Source organism: Bosea sp. ANAM02 (assembly GCF_011764485.1).
GTDB lineage: Bacteria > Pseudomonadota > Alphaproteobacteria > Rhizobiales > Beijerinckiaceae > Allobosea.
The window spans coordinates 817,957-833,836 of sequence record NZ_AP022848.1 but is presented as its reverse complement, the minus strand read 5'-3'; the positions used below and the strand labels follow the sequence as shown (position 1 = coordinate 833,836).

Annotated in this window: 22 protein-coding genes; 15 read left to right on the top strand and 7 right to left on the bottom strand. The window is 62.4% G+C overall.

From position 1 onward, the window contains the following. Nucleotides 1–20: 20 nt before the first annotated feature. The 5 genes from OCUBac02_RS04045 to OCUBac02_RS04025 are packed head-to-tail and all read left to right on the top strand — an operon-like array spanning nt 21 to nt 2,557. Nucleotides 21–698, top strand: a complete 678-nt coding sequence (locus tag OCUBac02_RS04045) for a hypothetical protein (RefSeq protein WP_173043566.1) — start codon at nt 21–23, stop codon at nt 696–698. Nucleotides 699–707: 9 nt separating this feature from the next. Further along, nucleotides 708–1,292 carry a thermonuclease family protein gene (locus OCUBac02_RS04040; protein ID WP_173043564.1) on the top strand — a complete coding sequence of 195 codons (585 nt, stop codon included), beginning with the start codon at nt 708–710 and terminating at the stop codon, nt 1,290–1,292. Nucleotides 1,293–1,351: 59 nt separating this feature from the next. After that, complete coding sequence (locus OCUBac02_RS04035) at nt 1,352–1,630, top strand: type II toxin-antitoxin system RelE/ParE family toxin (RefSeq protein WP_173043562.1); 279 nt, start codon at nt 1,352–1,354, stop codon at nt 1,628–1,630. A gap of 54 nt (nt 1,631–1,684) precedes the next feature. Beyond that, nucleotides 1,685–2,035, top strand: coding sequence for a HigA family addiction module antitoxin (locus OCUBac02_RS04030; protein WP_173043560.1), 351 nt, complete (start codon nt 1,685–1,687; stop codon nt 2,033–2,035). A 57-nt stretch (nt 2,036–2,092) separates the two neighbouring features. Beyond that, a complete protein-coding gene (locus OCUBac02_RS04025; protein ID WP_173043558.1) occupies nt 2,093–2,557 on the top strand; it encodes a hypothetical protein in 465 nt (154 codons plus the stop codon). A gap of 181 nt (nt 2,558–2,738) precedes the next feature. Here the strand turns inward: OCUBac02_RS04025 and OCUBac02_RS27445 are convergent, their stop codons facing one another. Beyond that, nucleotides 2,739–2,927: a hypothetical protein gene (locus OCUBac02_RS27445; RefSeq protein ID WP_280528843.1), complete on the bottom strand. Its 189-nt coding sequence runs from the start codon at nt 2,925–2,927 to the stop codon at nt 2,739–2,741. Further along, nucleotides 2,848–3,582 carry a hypothetical protein gene (locus tag OCUBac02_RS04020; protein WP_173043556.1) on the bottom strand — a complete coding sequence of 245 codons (735 nt, stop codon included), beginning with the start codon at nt 3,580–3,582 and terminating at the stop codon, nt 2,848–2,850. Before OCUBac02_RS04020 ends, OCUBac02_RS27445 begins: the two co-directional genes overlap by 80 nt. Before the next feature lie 117 nt (nt 3,583–3,699). Between OCUBac02_RS04020 and OCUBac02_RS04015 the strand changes: the two genes are divergently transcribed. Then, on the top strand, nt 3,700–3,924 hold the full coding sequence (locus OCUBac02_RS04015; RefSeq protein WP_173043554.1) for a hypothetical protein: 225 nt from the start codon (nt 3,700–3,702) through the stop codon (nt 3,922–3,924). A gap of 62 nt (nt 3,925–3,986) precedes the next feature. Here OCUBac02_RS04015 and OCUBac02_RS04010 read toward each other — a convergent pair whose 3' ends face one another. From OCUBac02_RS04010 to OCUBac02_RS03990, 5 genes are all read right to left on the bottom strand, one after another. Continuing rightward, nucleotides 3,987–5,390 carry a hypothetical protein gene (locus OCUBac02_RS04010; protein ID WP_173043553.1) on the bottom strand — a complete coding sequence of 468 codons (1,404 nt, stop codon included), beginning with the start codon at nt 5,388–5,390 and terminating at the stop codon, nt 3,987–3,989. 834 nt (nt 5,391–6,224) lie between these two features. Beyond that, nucleotides 6,225–8,015, bottom strand: a complete 1,791-nt coding sequence (locus OCUBac02_RS04005) for a hypothetical protein (RefSeq protein WP_173043551.1) — start codon at nt 8,013–8,015, stop codon at nt 6,225–6,227. After that, on the bottom strand, nt 8,012–8,674 hold the full coding sequence (locus tag OCUBac02_RS04000) for a hypothetical protein (protein ID WP_173043549.1): 663 nt from the start codon (nt 8,672–8,674) through the stop codon (nt 8,012–8,014). Before OCUBac02_RS04000 ends, OCUBac02_RS04005 begins: the two co-directional genes overlap by 4 nt. Nucleotides 8,675–8,709: 35 nt before the next feature. After that, complete coding sequence (locus OCUBac02_RS03995; RefSeq protein ID WP_173043548.1) at nt 8,710–8,988, bottom strand: hypothetical protein; 279 nt, start codon at nt 8,986–8,988, stop codon at nt 8,710–8,712. A 373-nt stretch (nt 8,989–9,361) separates the two neighbouring features. After that, a complete protein-coding gene (locus OCUBac02_RS03990) occupies nt 9,362–9,664 on the bottom strand; it encodes a helix-turn-helix domain-containing protein (RefSeq protein WP_348521645.1) in 303 nt (100 codons plus the stop codon). A gap of 43 nt (nt 9,665–9,707) precedes the next feature. Between OCUBac02_RS03990 and OCUBac02_RS03985 the strand changes: the two genes are divergently transcribed. The 9 genes from OCUBac02_RS03985 to OCUBac02_RS03945 all read left to right on the top strand — a co-directional run bounded on the left by OCUBac02_RS03985 (nt 9,708) and on the right by OCUBac02_RS03945 (nt 14,912). Then, nucleotides 9,708–10,088 (top strand): hypothetical protein, encoded by a 381-nt coding sequence (locus OCUBac02_RS03985; RefSeq protein WP_173043547.1) that lies wholly within the window; start codon nt 9,708–9,710, stop codon nt 10,086–10,088. Nucleotides 10,089–10,091: 3 nt separating this feature from the next. Further along, entirely contained in the window at nt 10,092–10,481 is a 390-nt protein-coding gene (locus tag OCUBac02_RS03980) for a hypothetical protein (RefSeq protein WP_173043546.1), read from the top strand. 35 nt (nt 10,482–10,516) lie between these two features. Further along, nucleotides 10,517–11,299 (top strand): hypothetical protein, encoded by a 783-nt coding sequence (locus tag OCUBac02_RS03975; protein WP_173043545.1) that lies wholly within the window; start codon nt 10,517–10,519, stop codon nt 11,297–11,299. A 36-nt stretch (nt 11,300–11,335) separates the two neighbouring features. Next, nucleotides 11,336–11,884, top strand: a complete 549-nt coding sequence (locus tag OCUBac02_RS03970; protein ID WP_173043544.1) for a hypothetical protein — start codon at nt 11,336–11,338, stop codon at nt 11,882–11,884. Next, nucleotides 11,881–12,057, top strand: a complete 177-nt coding sequence (locus OCUBac02_RS03965; RefSeq protein ID WP_173043543.1) for a hypothetical protein — start codon at nt 11,881–11,883, stop codon at nt 12,055–12,057. Before OCUBac02_RS03970 ends, OCUBac02_RS03965 begins: the two co-directional genes overlap by 4 nt. Beyond that, nucleotides 12,054–12,464 (top strand): hypothetical protein, encoded by a 411-nt coding sequence (locus OCUBac02_RS03960; protein ID WP_173043542.1) that lies wholly within the window; start codon nt 12,054–12,056, stop codon nt 12,462–12,464. The genes OCUBac02_RS03965 and OCUBac02_RS03960 overlap by 4 nt, the downstream gene beginning before the upstream one ends. Next, entirely contained in the window at nt 12,461–12,751 is a 291-nt protein-coding gene (locus OCUBac02_RS03955) for a hypothetical protein (protein WP_173043541.1), read from the top strand. Before OCUBac02_RS03960 ends, OCUBac02_RS03955 begins: the two co-directional genes overlap by 4 nt. Before the next feature lie 178 nt (nt 12,752–12,929). Further along, nucleotides 12,930–14,294 (top strand): hypothetical protein, encoded by a 1,365-nt coding sequence (locus OCUBac02_RS03950; protein WP_173043540.1) that lies wholly within the window; start codon nt 12,930–12,932, stop codon nt 14,292–14,294. A gap of 267 nt (nt 14,295–14,561) precedes the next feature. Beyond that, nucleotides 14,562–14,912: a hypothetical protein gene (locus OCUBac02_RS03945; protein WP_173043539.1), complete on the top strand. Its 351-nt coding sequence runs from the start codon at nt 14,562–14,564 to the stop codon at nt 14,910–14,912. The last annotated feature ends 968 nt before the right edge of the window (nt 14,913–15,880 follow it).

Below are 15,880 nucleotides of genomic sequence, written 5' to 3'. Positions count from 1 at the left end.
ACTTCGCGAGCCTCACCCATATGCTTCACCGAAAAACCTACCGTCGAGAGAAGTTCTCTGCCGAGGCGCACGAGCGATTTCGCGATTTGAAGCTGCTAAGAGAGATCGATCTCTCCAGGCAGGGCGGCTTCAAAGGACGTTATCGCATCTACAAGGCGCGATGGGTGGCGGAAGCGCCCAACATGATCAGCCTGCGCAAGCTGTATTGCTGGCTGTTCGATAAGCAGAATTTGGTCGGGTCATTCAAGATTTACGAGTTTGACGCCGACCTTATGGATGACGACCAGTTTTGCTATCTGATGGATGCAGAGAGCAATTCTGTCATGGAGCTAGCCGAGAACCTGACCTTTTTCTGGCCCGAGATCTTCGACTCCATCTTTGTTCACGGCAAGCTGGTCTACGCCGACTATCTAGCCGTCGATCCGAAGCACGCACGTCATGGCGAGTGGGCAGCCATCATGCGGCGCATCATCGAGATCGAATTCCCAGACCGAGCGCTGCTGGCGCTGAAGGCATTTCCCATCGATTATGACACGATCGATCATACTCGAGGTTTAGAAATTAGGCAGCGAGCTCTGATGAGGCTTTACCGCAGGGCGATGGGCGTGCGTCCGTTCCCAGGGCAGGCCGGCGAGATGGGTTGGATGTATGCTATCGGGCCAAGATTCATCGAAGATATTCCGATTGCCACCCCATAACGAGCGTCGATGGCCAATGGGTATGGTCGTGATGACCACACCTTGCGTCCATGGCGTCGAGGTATTGCCATGATGGCAACGCCTTTACTGCAAGGGATTCGTATCATGCGAACGCCTTTGCTCGCGTCGGTGCTTGCGGCCAACCTAGTTTCCTCAGCCGCTTCGCAAACCTATGAGTTCCGAGCCGGCCAAGCCGCGGCCATCGATGGCGATACGCTTCGGATCGGTGCGCAACGCATCCGCCTCTCTGCCATGGACGCGCCCGAGCTGAGCCAGGTCTGCCGATCGGACGCAGGCAAGGCGACGCTATGCGGACGGGATTCGCGGGATGCGTTGGCGAGGCTGATCCGCCAAGGTGTCCGCTGCGCGGTCGAAACCCATGGCCGCTATGGACGCGAGGTCGCCACCTGCACGAATGCCGCCGGCCTCGATGTCGGGCGGGAGATGATCCGGCTGGGCTGGGCCGTACCGTACTGGCGATATGGGGGCGCTCGCTACTCCAAGGCCTATGACGAGGCCTTGGCGGCCGATGTCGGGATGCACGGCGGGACGTTCATCGATCCCGAACAATGGCGACGCGGGGAGCGCTGGTAGGGAACCTATCTGTCACCCGATCGTTGACAGTGTGTCACCTGATAGATTACACATAGGCCATGCTAAGGTCGTTCAAGCACAAAGGGCTCGCGGAGCTGTGGGAGACCGGCAAGACCGGCAAGGTGGATGCCAAGCTGCAATCTCGCATCCTGCGTCGCATGGACGCTCTGGACGCCGCCGCCCGACCCGAGGACGTGAACCTGCCGGGCTTTGACTTCCACGCCCTAAAGGGCTTCGACCCGACTCGCTACACGATGCACGTCAACGGGCCATGGTGCATCACCTTCGCTTTCGAGGCGGGGGACGCCGTGGCCATCGATCTGGAGAACTATCACTGACGGTCTAAGCCTACCCGCTTTGATGACTTTGACGCTTTGATGATTGGAGATGCTATGACCGACCTTGTGGCTGCCACCCGGCGCGACCGCGCTCCCACGCATCCGGGAGAGATGCTGCGCGAGGACATCATCCCCGCCACCGGCAAGGGCAAGGCCGAGATTGCCCGCCTCCTCGGCATCTCGCGCCAGCACCTCTATGCCATCATGAACGAGGTCAAGCCGATCTCGCCGGACGTGGCTGTCCGCCTGGGCAAGCTCTTCGGCAACGGCCCGGACCTATGGGTTCGGATGCAGGCAGCCTTCGACACTTGGCACGCCGCGCGATCGGTGGACGTGTCCGCCATCCCGACGCTGGAGCCGGCGAACGAGAACGGGGCGAAGGGATACCACCTAGCCCGAGCGTGAGGCGTGTTGAAATGTGTTCCTCACGCTCCGGTATCCGCCGCTAAGAACCGGACGATCTTGCCCCGGTTTCTGCATGAACGCCTCGTCGCCCCAGGCGAGAGCTATACCGTCCCTGAGTGGGGCGACCTCGGCAGCGCTCAACAGTCGCAGCTCGCATGTCGGTACTGGACCGGGCGCGGCATCTCCCTGCGCGTCTTCTGGTACTCGGCCAACGGCATCATGGCCGCGACCAATGCCCCTTTCTCGACGCCGGCCGGTAACGGCCTTGCCACTGCATTCGCTCTGTATTTGCAGAGGCGGGCGTCTGTTTCCGACCTGTATTTTCAGGCCGAGGGCGGCGTTCCCCATCTGAGGTTTTCTGAGGCCCGGCCGGGACTGAAACCGACTGTAATTTTCAACCGCAGGAGATCGTCCTCCAATGGAGGAAACGTCTCGCTCCTCGCGCGCGTGCGCGTACTGGTCGCAAAACTCGCGCGCGCGCACGCGCATACTTGCGACAAAACCCTGCTGATACCCCGCTGACCGGAGCATGCTGCCCTCGCGCGCGCACGCGCGTACTGGGCACGAAACTCCGCAGGCTCCACTAAATCGCTCTATTTTAGAGGCTCGGCCTCGCGTGCGCGCGCGTAGTGCTTACCGAACGCCCTGACATCGCTGCGCTATCGGAGTTTAACCCCCTCGCGTGCGCGCGCGTATCGTTGCGCTACTCCACCATTCCGGCAGTCTCGCGCATCTGGGAGATCAGCGCCGAGAGCATCCGCCGGTTGGCGATGGCCGCCGCAGTGTATCGACCATGCTTCAGGGCGTTCCGGTTACCCTTGGGCGCGCCGGGATTGACGCCGCCGTGCAGCCGGCATCTTCCGTTCGGCATGGCCGGCGATTGGCAGGACATTCCCGAGCGGGTCCGCGCACAGCATCGGGGGCTCAAGTGCATCGCCATCCGGCTTTCCATGGGATTGATCCTCGACTTCCGAATGCACCCCACCCCCTAGGGTGTTCTCGCCTAGAACACCCTGCTGCGTCGGCTGGGCGCCGTTGAACTGCCCGAACGCGGCCTGTCCGCCCTGGTAGACATGGACGTGCTCGACGGTGACTTTCTGCTGCGTGGCCTTGCCCCGATGCCGGCTCATCGCCTCCATGAGCGTCGCCATCGTCCGCGAGAGCTTGTTCGCCTGGTTCAGGTTCTGGTCACGAGCGACCATCGGCTGAGCCGGAATCATCGCCCGGCGGTAGCACTCCATCGCGGCGTTGTGCGCGGCGAACATCTGCGTCGCCATCATCGCCTCCAGCTCGTCCTTGAGATGCGACCGCATCAGGAAGGCATAGGCGGCGTTCAGCCGTTCTCCCGTCTTCTCGGGCGGAAGCTCGCCAGGGTTGCCGCACCACAATGACCCCACGGCCTGATCGGAGATCAGCGCGTTCCAGTCATCCGAGGTCGAGCCGCCGAGCCGGCTGTATTTCCCGCTCCAATCGGGCTGAACCACCGCGCTCCGCTTCGTCATCTTTCCCTCGGGCTTGGGCGGCGTCTTCGAGACTGACTTGGCCATGATTTGAATTCCGATGATTGTTTTTCAGAGAGACGCGGACGAACTGGTGAAGGCATGTCCCCTTGCGAGCACCGACCAGAGGGGGCAATTTATGGACACGAATCGCGGGGCGTTCGGATGGTCCAAGACATCGAGCCTGATCTGGAGGCCAAGACCGAGCGTCGCTACGAGCGCAAGAAAATCGCGCTGTTCCTTGCGACCTGTCTGATTCCGCTGGCGCTGCATGGGATCGGCTACGGCATCCTTGCTCCGTATGCCTTCGCCTTCCTGCTGGTCGTCACGTACGCGCATATCGTTGACCACGAGATCGACGCCGCCGTGAAACGGGTTCGCGGATATTGAAGCGGTCTCTTGCGGTCGCGGTCGCGGCCATCCTGTTTTCGTGCGGGCCTCAACCATGGGCGTCATTTCTGGTCGTCGCCTGCGGCTGCTGGCAGATATGGCGTCGCACCCCGCGCCCCGCCCGATATATTCAATGGCCCCGTATTTGACGCGAGGCCGCTGATTTGGCCGGCTTCGTCCGCGACACTGCCGAGGAAGCGCATCACCGTGGGGCTCTTGGTCGCCATCTTGCTCAATGTCTTGAGCTGGGCGGCATCGCCGCTCGCCAGCATCTCCCCGATCCTTTTCGACAAGCCTTCGTTGATCTTGGCGTTGCCCTTTTGGAGGGCCTGTCGCGCCGCGAGGCCAGCGAGCACGCCGATACCAAGCCCCGACATCGTACCGTGCTGATACCCGCCATAGATGCCGCCGGTTGTGCCGGCCAAGCCAAGCTCGACGAGTTGGCGGGTCGTGTTTGAGTTACCGAGCGCCATCTGAAGCTTGAGCATCGCAGTCTCGACGCTCAGCACCGCTTCAAGCTGCGTAGCCTGTGCCTTGCCCAGCGCAATCTCGACACGCTCCCGAGCTGCTGGCGAGCCGAAGATGGCCTTCACGATGTCGCGCCCGTCGCCGGTTTCCCGAATCTTGGCGATGAGGTCAGACCGGAACCCCTCTGCGAATAGCTCGCGCTCCTGCGGCTTCATCCTGCCCACCGCCTTGCGGGCCTCGTCGTTCGCCATGCGGCTGGTGACGAACTTCTGCCCGGCTTCTAGCGCGTCCTCGGCCTGGAACGCCCGGAAGGCGCCTGAGCGGGCTTCACGAAACAGAGGCGCCGAGGCGTCGAGCTGATCGAGGAGCTGGCGCCGCAGGTTGGTGTAATCCCCGGCTAGATCCTTGTTGCCGGCGCGAGCGGCTTCACCCGCCTTGCCGCGCAGTTCGCGCGAGACGTAATCCCAGAACTGGAGATTCGGCCTTGCGATCGATCCATCAGCGCGGCGCGCCAGCGTGAGGTTGCCGGCCGCGTCGGTCGTGAAGGGATTGCGGATTGGCGGCATGCCGTCCGCGACCGTCTTGTTCGCGCCCGTCTTGATGACGGAGCGGATGGCGTCCTGCACCGCAGGGGCTTGCGCCAGCGCCGCAAGGTTTTCGTCCCATAGGCCGGCGCCGCCCTGCATGTAGGCGCGGGCATAGGCTGGGCGATTTGCAGCCCGAGCTGCCGCCTGTAGCTCCTCCAGCGTCTTGCCGGCCGAGGACGGGCCGAAGCTACGGAGCAAGTCCACAATGCGGTCACCCTGTCCCGCGAAACGATCTCCCGTGGCTTCTGTCAGTGCTGCGCGACCTTCCGGCGACGTGTTCGCAGCCGATCGAGCGAGAGCCCGCGTCGTCTCCCCACCGACATCACCGAGGACGGCCGGGGCGCCAGTCCGTTGCATCTCTGCCAGTCGAGCCGCCGGGTCCGTGACGCCATCGCGCTCCATCGCGCGCATGATACGGCGCCCGGCTTCAGTCTCGGGGGTCGCTGCCGCCCGGAACGGAGCTGCTACCTTACCCACAAGCTTGCCCGTCGCGCTGGCGAAGGCCTCGGCTCCCCGAACGAAGGCAGGAGCGACGGCACCGACGCCGGCACCGAGCGCGCCTTGAAGGCCGGCCGAGGTCGCCTTGTCCTGCAAGCCCCCATCGCTCTCGACCGCGCCGCTGATCGCCCCATAGAGGCCACCCGTCGCCGCCGAATTGACAGCCGCTGCTCCTCGGGCTCCTTCCCGCATCACTGAGACGCCGGGCATCAGAGCCGCCGTCGCTCCAAATCCTGCAACTTGTCCCGCCAAGCGTGAGCCGGGGTTCAGTGCCTCGTCGGCCGCGTCCATCGCACGCTCGCGGGCGAGATTGTCCGCATAGCGCTCTCCGAAGGTCTCACCTTTGCCGGAGCCGAAGGCAGCATCGCCCGCCGCCGCCAGCTTGTTCATGCCAGGCACCCAACCTGCGGTTCCTCGCGCCCAGGCATCGAGCCGGCCCATTGGGCTCGTCTGGTCCTGCTGGAGGCGCTTGCGGACAGCATCGGCCAGATACTCGCTATCCCTAGCCTGAAGATCGTCTCCCTCGCGCTGGGCGCGGGTCGCGAACCCTGACGGAGACGCCGGGGACTGTTGGCGGTTCGGAGCCACCGTGACGACGAGCGGACCGCTGCCGGTGTCTTGGGGTAACTGTGGCCTCGGGCTATCGAACTGGTCGAAGACATTTCCCCCGGCCGGGACCGGAGGAGGAGCGCGGCCAGCGGCAGGAGCCGGGGCGTCAAACTGATCGAAGACGTTTCCAGCCATGTCTTACTGCCCCAGCACGCTAGCGGCAGCACCACGACCATATTTCGCATCGAACTGGTCGCGGGCGCCGGGATTGGCTTTCAGGAACTCAATGGCTGCCGGCGGCGCCGAAACTGCTTGGCGCTGCTGTTGCTGCGGAGCGGCTTGGCGCTGATCAGTTGGCGCAGCACCCCGGCGGGGCTCCAGACCAGCCCGACCTCGCAATTCGTCGATGCGACCTTCCGCGATACCTTTCTGGCGCAGCGCCAAGGTGAGCATGTGGTTGATCGTGCGTTCCCGAATGTCAGGCGGCGTGGACGGATCAGCGAGCAGCTTCTGGAACTCGCCCATCTCGCGATCGGTCGTCGCACCCTTCAGGAGCTTGGACATCGCCTGAATGGACTCCATGGACATGATCTGCCCGAACTCGCGGGTCGCCATCGCCTTGTCCTTGTCGAGGACATAGCCGGCGCCTGGGACGCCACCTGAGCCCGCCCAGCCAAGCGCACCCGCTCCAGCGCCTGTGTACGTCTTCCGGTTCAGCTCCAGCGCGCGCGTGAGCGTCGAGATGGTGTTGTCGATCGCCGGCAACTCGTCCTCGGCCGCGAAAATGGCCTTCTGGTCCGATGCAGACATGGCAGGCTTGCGGGTCGCGGCCTTGTCGCGCTCGTAGTCGAGGATCGAGCCCTTGTAGCCCTTGCTCTGGGCGTACTCGTATTCCTGAACGCTGGTCGGCCCCTTGTCCTTCGCCTTTTCCTTTTCGGCGGCATACTCGGCCGGCGTCTTCGCCGTGGTCCACCCCATGCCCTTGGCATACATGAACTCTTTCACGGAGTCGGGCGCCTTGGACTGCTCCAACGCTTCCTTCAGGAAAATCTCACCGAGACCCCGCGCATTGGCGGGCAGGTTCGGGTTGGCAAGCGCCTGGGCGAGAGCTCCGATTTGACGCTGCTTTCCCTCAATCTGCTTGGTCCATCGAAATTCCTGCACCTCCTGCGCATTCGTCGGGCGAGGCAGCTCGCTACTCGGCACGGGATTGGTCGCAGCATCAGTCCGCCCGTTTCCGGCAGGCTGGGCGGCAGCGCCGGCATTCGCTGGCACCCCCACCGCTGACGGGGGCATAGTGCCGATCGTCTGGGATGCCCCTGGGGCGGGGACATCGGCCTGGGGGTTAGGGGCCGTGAATCCGGCGGGGGCCGCCTGCTGCGGAGCGCTACGGAAATTGTCGAGGAAATTCGTGACCGAGGCGCCCGAGGGCAGCCCGCGCCGCGCCTCTTCGCTCGCGACAAGGCCGGAGAGAATGCCAGCGTTGTCCGTGGTTGGGTCCGCCGTGTTCGCGAGAGGATAAGCGCCCTGTGTCTGGCCAAGCCCCATAGCCTGCTGCGCTCCCGGCGCAGGCTGATCTGCGCGGAGATCGTATGGACGCGGCGGGGGCATGACCTGGGCAACTGCTGCCCGGCCGCCCATGTTCGGAGCCCTCTGCAATGCGGTCCCCATCCAAGGCTGAGACACGCCCTCGGCTTCGAAGGCGGGGCGCAGCGGCTGGTTGTCCATGCTGTCGATGATCTGCCCGAATGTGCGCCCAGACATTGCGGGCGACCCGCCCGGAATCGCGAAGCCATCGGCGCCGGTCTCATAGGATGCATTCATGGCGCCGGGCGCCGGAGCATCGGCTGCCGCCGAGCGCTGGCCACCGTGCCGGCTGAAATAATCGAACAAGCTCGTTCCGTTGGCGTCGGACGGGTTATAGCCGCCCTGCGTCTCGACGAATTTCTTCATGCCGTTGACGCCGCCGAGATGGGCGACGGCGATCAAGCCATCCTCCTGATCGGAACGCCACCGATGCGCTGACCGAAAAGCCGGTCGAAGCCGTTGGCCTTGATGTTCGCCCTGATGTCGTTGACGTGCCAAGCCTCAGCCCGCTGCTGAAGTTCGGGCGAATCCTTGAACTGCTGCGGCGTGGTTCCCTGCGGAATGGCGCCAGCGTTCGCAGCCTCCTGCAACCGAGCGACGCCGAACTGGCCGCGCCCGAAATGACCCCGAGCACCGCCAGCCCCGACCTCGTTGTTCTGAGCCTGCCAGTTGCCGCCGCTCTCGTTGCCGATGAGGGAAGGCGAGAGCGCGCTGGAGGTCGAACCGAGCGTGGCCTGGGGCGACGGCGAGGTCGGTGCGCCGAGATATCCCCGCAGGGCATCATTCAGGCCACGAGATGCTTCCTCGCCGGAGGTCCGCAGACGACGCGCCTCGCCCAGCTTGAGAAGATCCACCGCTGAATCCGGGCGGCCCAGAGCATAGAGGCTGCCGGCGGCGGAGTTGTAATCCAACGTCCCGTCTTTAAGGCCCTTTCCGATGCGGGCAAACTCTTCCCGCTCGGCCGCCTCCTTCTGCATTTTGCGGAAATCGCCGGGAATGCTCCCCAGCGTCTGACCCAGATTGGCGAACGCCTGGTTCTCCGCACTGTAGTTCGTCGTCATGTTCGGGATTTGAAGGGGCGTCGGACGAAATGGCATCAGGCTTGTCCCTTGCAGTCGAGGACGTGACGATAGTTGCGGTAGTTCTCGGCAAGGCTCGTCCACGCCAGCCAAAGGTCGTTTTCCAGGCTGTCAAACATCGCTACATTTCGTGGCGTGCAGCGAAGTGCGTAGCAGAGGCCTTCAGCCGTCCGCCGAAGTTGATCGGCAGCCAGCGCGGCTCCGACGATATGCTGTTCCACCGGAAGGACCGGAGCCGGTTGCTCCGATGACGAGGCCTCGGCTTGGGGGAATAGCTGCGTAACGTTCTCGCTCATGACGCCACCCCCATCTGGCTAGAATTGAGTGCGGCGAGCTGAGCGCGGATCAGGGCGCGTATCGTGCTCGACATGGACGTGTCGCGACGCGCGGCCTCGGCTTCGACCGCAGCGCGCAGTTCCGGCTCAACACCGCAAATAAGGGTGGCCGTTCTCTTGGCTTTGCTCCGACGCATGCTCGTGTCTCCCATTTGCGGAGAATCATGCGCCTTCGCAGAATATTAATCAATGAAATCAGATACTTAGTTTTTAAGCCTGTTACGGGGTGTCTCGGCCTGTTCCGGCTTTTTTGCCCCTGTGGATAGGTCAAAAAAAAGAGGGCCTAGTGGCCCTCTGACGGGTTTTGTCGGTTTTGTCAGTTCCCTTCCGAGGCCTAATCCGCTTTTTTCGCGAGACGCACGCCGGGCTGGCCATGGTTCAGGAACTCGACGCCGGCCGCCTCTAACGCTCCCTGGACGCGCTTAATCGTATCGAGCCCGCTGGTCAGCGTCTCGGCACCCTTTGCCTCCATCAATCGGATCGTGTTTGCGCTCACGCCGGATGACGTGGCGAGCGTCACCTGATCCAGGGCGACGAGGCTGCGAGCGGCGCGAAGCTGGTTCCCGGTTGTTAGCATATCCCGTCCATTGGTTACGATACCAAATATCTTGTTGACAGCACCATCCCAGGGTGCCATATCTCACGCACTGGTTATCACACCAAGCGAACGAGATATAAACATGAACGTCGCTTCTCTCAACCACGGTCGTGCAGCCTTCAACAAGGCCGCTGTCATGGCCTGGGCCTACCGCGAGGGCCGGTTCGCTTTCCGCATGTGCCGGACCATCAGCGAGCGCCGCGCCCAGCTTTCCCTCTGGCTCCGCAAGGCATGGGCCGCCGCCAAGCGCGAGGCGATGTTGCTGGCGGATGCCGTCCGCCGCGAGGTCGAGACCCGCGCCGCTCTCGCCCAGCGCGCTCGTGAGGCAGTCGCCCTTGCCGCACAGTTCCGCAACGACCCCGAGGCCATCCGCTTCGAGATCGAGCGCGAGCACTATCGCCAGCATTTCAACGGCGCCCGCATCGACGCTCTGCGCGGCGCACTCGACACCTTGGGAGCTTGAACGATGGACTTGGCCGCTATCCGAAGCCCTGCCGCCGCTACCGTGTTTCCAGCGGCCGAGCCTGCATTCCCTATGACGGTCTCTGAATTGGTTCAGCTCAGCCGCGCCATGCAGACCTTGGCCAGTGTCGCAGACTCGCTGACAAACCGAGGGGCGTTCACTGGCGATGATGGCCGCGCGACCGCCGCCGGCCGCAGGTTCGAAAAAATCGCCACCGCGATCTGCGACGAATATCTGGAGGTGATGTCAGAGCTTCGCGACGCCAAGCCGCGCACCGAGCGCGAGCGGGAGGACCGGAGCTGCGAACTGCTCGCCTATGACCTGAACTGCGACCAAGACCCTACAGACGTGGCCTTGTCCGCAGTCCGCCGCGCCTTCCCCGGCCGCTACTAACCCACCCCGCCGCCTTCACATCGCTGGAGATACCAATGCTCAACGCAACCGCTCGGGCAGCCGCTACCGGCTTGCCTGCTGCCATCTTCAACCGCCGCCGCATACTAGTCGGGCTGGCGGCTGCTTCGACCGCCGCCGCTGCCCCTGTTGCCGTGGCCACCAGCGCGCCCACCGAAGATGTAACCCTGCTTCGTCTCGGAGCGGAGACGAGCGCCTTGGCTGCGGCCTACCGCGAGGCCGAGGCGGCGCGAGCGGCCATCGTCGCGGAGTGGGTGCCGCAATGGCCTTCAGTCCCGGAGCAAATCCGCACCCGCGCTGATGGTGCCGAAGTCGCTTACGACCTTGAAGGCCTGTGGCCCGACGAGTTCATTAAGTACTGGACCGCCGGTCAGCTCCGGCAACGGGCAGCCGAGTACCGCATCCCCCGCCAATTCAGAAAGGGCACGAGCCCGGCCACCATCGTCAAGAATGCCGCTTGGATGGAGAAGTTCGCGAAGGAGGCCGAGGCCAATGCGGTCGTGTCCGAACTGTATTGCGCGGAGCGAGCCCGCGTCCGGGAGGCCTCCGGCATCATTGCGGCAAGGGCGAAGGAAAGCGCCGCTCGCCTAGCCTTCGTCAGCCACGTCGCCAGCATCATGGAAATCAAGCCGGGCACCATGGCCGGGGTCATCGTGCAGGCCGAGGCGCTGGAGGCTTTCAGCGCAGTTCCGCCTCTCCAGCGCAGTGGCGATTTCTCACTCAAGGCACTCGAAAACCTCCCCGCCTGGGGCGAGCGCTTGGCCGCCTCAATCCTCCGCATCGCCTCCGACGCCGCATAGCGCGCTGCCCCCCTGCATCATCACCGGAGATCAACCATGGAACGCCGAAGCCTCCTAAAATCCGCCCTCGCATCGGCAGCGCTGTCGGCGCCCGCCATGCTTCCGGGCTGCATGCTATCACCGGCAGCAGCAGCCATTCGCAAAGCGGCACCTTATATTCCCGGCGATGATGCCGAGCTGGTTACCCTTGGACGTCAATTCGACGAGGCGCACGCCGCCTGGATACCGCGTTGGCAGGAGTGGCAGCGCATCGAGACGGAATGGCGTGTCACCCTCGATAAGAAAGGCATGAGCTTCGCTGAGCATGGCGTGGACGCGGTGTGCTCGATTTTCACCGAAATGGGTGGCGATGCAGCAAGCGATGCAAACGACACTGCCCTGGCGGCGGTGGAGGCCATCGCTGATCAGATTCGCACGATGCCTGCGACAACCCTGGCCGGCTTCGCAGCAAAGGCAAAAGTCGTTAGCTTCGACGCCGTCCCGATGTCTCAATTCATAAGGCCAGACGACCGACGAGACTACGGCTATCGGGGCATCCTCGCGCTCGCCGACGCATTGGATGCCGCCGCGAGGGCTAGGTCATGAGCCCGATCCGCATCAACCACTGCGAGGGCAAGGCCAAGCCCGCCCGTCGCATCTACGGTGTCAGGCCCGTCAGTCTCCCGACGTATTCGTTCTACGGCCATCTGCCGGTCGTCTATGTGAACGGGGAACTGGTCATCGGCCGCCGCGTCATTCCCTTGGAGCCGCGTCGATGAGCTTGGTTGATCTTCGCCCAGCCGCTGAGCTGTTCGGCGTTCTTGGCCATCTGGACATCGATGACGGCCCATTCGGAGACGGCATCGCGTTGTCCGATGTCGAGCGTCATGAGGTCCGCGACATCCTCTTGGATGTCGCCCAGCGCCTAACCGACCGCGCTCTGTCGATCGACAGCATGCGCCGCCGGCTAGGCGCCATCGTGGAATCCCTCATAGGCGTTGCTGATGCGCTCGACGGTGACCCCGACCTCGAAGATGGCGCGGATCGAGAAGCCGCATGCGAAGACGAGGGGGCGCAGTGCGAGGACGAAGGCTGCCCAGATGACAATGGCATGGCCGATGCCGATGGCGCGGCCGAGCAAGGTTACCTGCACTGCGGCGGCTTTTCCGCGAGGTTGATTTCATGAAGCTACGAGACATCACCGAAGCCCTCTCCGATGGCGACAACAGCACCATGCGCCTGGGATTCCGGACCTTGGTAGACCCGCACGCGACTGTTGAGGCTTCGTCGCCTGGTATGCTGGTAGTCGCGCTGAACCGCCTATGCGTTGCCCTGAAGGACGATCAGGCAGAAATGCCGGCCGCAACCTGCGGGGCGCTCGATCTTCCGCCAGGTTCCACCTATTCGGAAGGCTCGGCAGCGGCCAAACGGGAGGCAACGAGATTGGCGCGTCATCTCATGGCGGCCACCTAGTAGGCCTCACGCACGGAGCGGTTGAGGCGGGCGTCTATTCAAGGTGCACATGCGGCCGAGATAGATGATCCGCCGGTATACTTGACGTGGCCTTCATCGACATTTCATCCTCGTTGGGGCGATGCCTGAGCCCGCCGTCTGCCGATTTTCCGTGGGATTATTCCGGAGGAGCACTGCCATGAGCGGCACCGGCGTTCTCAGGGGGTTGAAAAAACGCATCACGCCGGGCGATACGCCACGGATTGAGGGATGGATTTACAAGGACGACACAACCACTACCTGGTTTGAGGGAAGCCTTTCATTCCGGCTCGGCGAGCCGACGACGAACGCAAATCTAATCACGAAGCTAAAGGGAATCACCAAAAGAGAGCTTACGAAATTTGAGAAGGTTTTGATCAGCTATCGGACGAATGGAGGCTCGATCGGTATTAACGTCATAACCATCAAAGTCTTTGACCCTACCGCCGCCCCACAGAATAATCCACTTGCGAAGCTCATGCAGTTTAGGAATGAGATTATCGGATACCACATCGAAATTCGGCATTCGACGAAGCAGCATAATTATGGGGAGGTCTTTGGGTGGGACTACTTCGTGGATACGACCGGTAAGGTTCATGGCGATACGACCAAATATTATAAGCCGGAACCCGCGTTGGAATCTCCGACAATCGATCCCGTAGATCTCGTATCAGGTGCGCTTGCCGGTCGCGCGGTGGCAGCAGCTAAGCAGTTTTGGAGCACCGCTCGGGGCGCGATGGTGGGCGTGGAGGAGAAGCTTGTTGAGCGCGGCTTCTTAAACGAGGCGCAAAAGATTGCGACGCTGTCGGATGAGGAATTAGCGGCGGTCTGGGGCGGAAGCGCGGTGGCGCGGCCGCCGACTGCCTTTCAGGTCGAGCAAGCCATAGGCGTCGGTCGCGGCGGTGTGGCGCGTGCTGGAGCGGCTATGGACGCGGCCATCGCGCAGGATGTCGAAGTCGCGCTAGCAGAGACCGCGAAGTTTCAGGTCAGTCCCATGAACGCCTTCAAGGTTTACGGTGGCACGCCGGCTCTGACGGGCGACGCAGCCGAAGCGGCGAAGAAAATATTCGGAAGAACAATCGCCGAAGCGAGGGACGATACGGTCAGCATCCTATCGCTCTGGGAAGGGGCCGCCCCAGCGAACGCCGCCCAGAAGCTAAAATCGATTGACCTGCTGCTGTCGCTTGGGACCGATAACGGCCGCTCCGCCGCCTACAGGCTATCCGGAACGCTCTATGCCTCATGGCGCGAGAATTTCTGGAGCGCTGTGCGCGCCAACACCGACGCCGTGCGCTTCTTCGAGAAGGCAGGGCTTACCTTCGGACCGTCTAAGACGACTGCACCCTATCTCGCGGTCAACGCTCAGCGCTCACAGAACCTCGTCCTAACGCTCGACCATTGGGCGCGCAGGGTCGACAACCCTTTGAAGGCGGTCACGTCGCAAAACCTTCGCTTTGAGCTCTTCTACGAAAACAGCGTGACTGCCGAAGCGATCCGCGCGGACAATCTGACCAAGCATTGGTAAGAACGCGTCCGGCGGTCAGCCCTTCGCAAAGCCATGTCGGGCTGCCCGCCATGATGAAACTGATGGCCGATTGGGATGGCAACCATCTGCGGTTGACGGAGGAAACACGCTGCTCGCGGAGCGGAGCAGATGACGAACTAGACGATATGGAATTGGGTCTAATCGCCGTGTTCAATCACGTCGGATGCAAAGAGCACCATCGACCTTCGCCACTTCGCCATCTCGGCCGCATGCCAGAATGCTGGAATGTAGGCCATCGATTGCCATATGGCATTCTTTGGGCCTTTCGGCCCCGAGCCGTTCGACCTATCCGCTGCTGAGCGGGAGGAAGTCGGGTCGCTCCTGACGCAGGTTGCGCACAGCCTGGCCGAACGGACGCAGACGATGCCGAGCACGCGGCGCCGTCTCGCCGCTGTGGTTGAGGCCCTGATTGCCATCCTTGATGAACTGGACGGCGATTGCGACCTCGAAGACGGAGCCGATCAGGAAGCCGTTTGCGAGGACGAGGGAGCGCAATGCGATGACGAAGGCGAGCGCGACGACAACGGACTTGGCGATGCGGACGGGCGGGCCGAACAACTCAGCGGCACGCAATACTCATGGCAGGCTTGCGAATGAACCTTAGAGATATAACCGAGTCAGCGCTGCACCCCAGTGACGCTGGAGCTAATCCGACCCTTTTCACCGCTTCTCGACCGTCGGTCCCACGGAGCCGTTAGAAGGCCGGAAGACCTTCTTATCCCAAACCTTTACACTGCCCCACTGGATGCACCCACGTCGTGATCCTTTAGCTCCTAATTTTCCGACATATTCATATTTCGTGCAGTGTCGTTGCATCGTATAGCCCTGAGCGGATGCTGCGCCATTCGTTCCAATTCCGGCAAGTCCAAGCGTGCCAATTGCCAAAATCAGAGTAATCCTTGACATTACTTTCCTCCAGAGTTGAGACATCGCGGTCTTGCTGCGTCTCTTGATGGGCACGGGCCAGAGGCCACATCCAGAAACTGCGTGCTTTAAGCGCGGAGCTTAGGTCGAACGGTGGAGGCGGATCAAGCCGATCCCCGATGCCTTGCTCTCTGAACTTGCCAAGTGAGAACGTCCGTGCCTTTCACCAAATCGAGTGCCGTGGATGAAGGGGATCTGATCGAGCGTGTTTAGACGCGCAACTTGCACCGCTGAATTCAGCGTCCAATACGTTTCAATGGATGCGCTTAGTTCGCTTCATGAAGCCCGTCAGGCTCGCTAGCGTCCTTCGATATCGCCGCAAATTATCCTCCGTTGGGTTTGCTCTCCAACGTTCTCGCGCTGCAGCGCACGCAGCATTCAATGCATTAATTAGTGCGATTTCCGGCTTTGATAGAGTGCGGTCCATTTTGCCTGCAACCCGAGACAGTTTAGGTGCTTTTAAATCCAAATTGTTCGCCAATCGTTGCGTTGGCTTGCAGTTTTTGATGTTGAGCGGGTGGGACATAAGTGACAATGCGTAGACCAACTACACCAGACGGTCGCTATTTCATTGTCGCGGGCAGGCTTTGGCGGGCCACCAATCCGGCCATCCCAGAGGACAGCCGCCAACAGCTAGTCAA

Coding starts and splice junctions, on each gene's coding strand:
- OCUBac02_RS27445 (WP_280528843.1), bottom strand. CDS start 2,927: ATGTCCTGCCAATCGCCGGCCATGCCGAACGGAAGATGCCGGCTGCAC.
- OCUBac02_RS03990 (WP_348521645.1), bottom strand. CDS start 9,664: ATGGCACCCTGGGATGGTGCTGTCAACAAGATATTTGGTATCGTAACC.
- OCUBac02_RS04000 (WP_173043549.1), bottom strand. CDS start 8,674: ATGACGACGAACTACAGTGCGGAGAACCAGGCGTTCGCCAATCTGGGT.
- OCUBac02_RS04045 (WP_173043566.1), top strand. CDS start 21: ATGCTTCACCGAAAAACCTACCGTCGAGAGAAGTTCTCTGCCGAGGCG.
- OCUBac02_RS03985 (WP_173043547.1), top strand. CDS start 9,708: ATGAACGTCGCTTCTCTCAACCACGGTCGTGCAGCCTTCAACAAGGCC.
- OCUBac02_RS04035 (WP_173043562.1), top strand. CDS start 1,352: ATGCTAAGGTCGTTCAAGCACAAAGGGCTCGCGGAGCTGTGGGAGACC.
- OCUBac02_RS03965 (WP_173043543.1), top strand. CDS start 11,881: ATGAGCCCGATCCGCATCAACCACTGCGAGGGCAAGGCCAAGCCCGCC.
- OCUBac02_RS03945 (WP_173043539.1), top strand. CDS start 14,562: ATGGCATTCTTTGGGCCTTTCGGCCCCGAGCCGTTCGACCTATCCGCT.
- OCUBac02_RS04010 (WP_173043553.1), bottom strand. CDS start 5,390: ATGCGCGCGATGGAGCGCGATGGCGTCACGGACCCGGCGGCTCGACTG.
- OCUBac02_RS03955 (WP_173043541.1), top strand. CDS start 12,461: ATGAAGCTACGAGACATCACCGAAGCCCTCTCCGATGGCGACAACAGC.
- OCUBac02_RS03975 (WP_173043545.1), top strand. CDS start 10,517: ATGCTCAACGCAACCGCTCGGGCAGCCGCTACCGGCTTGCCTGCTGCC.
- OCUBac02_RS04020 (WP_173043556.1), bottom strand. CDS start 3,582: ATGGCCAAGTCAGTCTCGAAGACGCCGCCCAAGCCCGAGGGAAAGATG.
- OCUBac02_RS03950 (WP_173043540.1), top strand. CDS start 12,930: ATGAGCGGCACCGGCGTTCTCAGGGGGTTGAAAAAACGCATCACGCCG.
- OCUBac02_RS04015 (WP_173043554.1), top strand. CDS start 3,700: ATGGTCCAAGACATCGAGCCTGATCTGGAGGCCAAGACCGAGCGTCGC.
- OCUBac02_RS04030 (WP_173043560.1), top strand. CDS start 1,685: ATGACCGACCTTGTGGCTGCCACCCGGCGCGACCGCGCTCCCACGCAT.
- OCUBac02_RS03995 (WP_173043548.1), bottom strand. CDS start 8,988: ATGAGCGAGAACGTTACGCAGCTATTCCCCCAAGCCGAGGCCTCGTCA.
- OCUBac02_RS04040 (WP_173043564.1), top strand. CDS start 708: ATGGCCAATGGGTATGGTCGTGATGACCACACCTTGCGTCCATGGCGT.
- OCUBac02_RS03980 (WP_173043546.1), top strand. CDS start 10,092: ATGGACTTGGCCGCTATCCGAAGCCCTGCCGCCGCTACCGTGTTTCCA.
- OCUBac02_RS03960 (WP_173043542.1), top strand. CDS start 12,054: ATGAGCTTGGTTGATCTTCGCCCAGCCGCTGAGCTGTTCGGCGTTCTT.
- OCUBac02_RS03970 (WP_173043544.1), top strand. CDS start 11,336: ATGGAACGCCGAAGCCTCCTAAAATCCGCCCTCGCATCGGCAGCGCTG.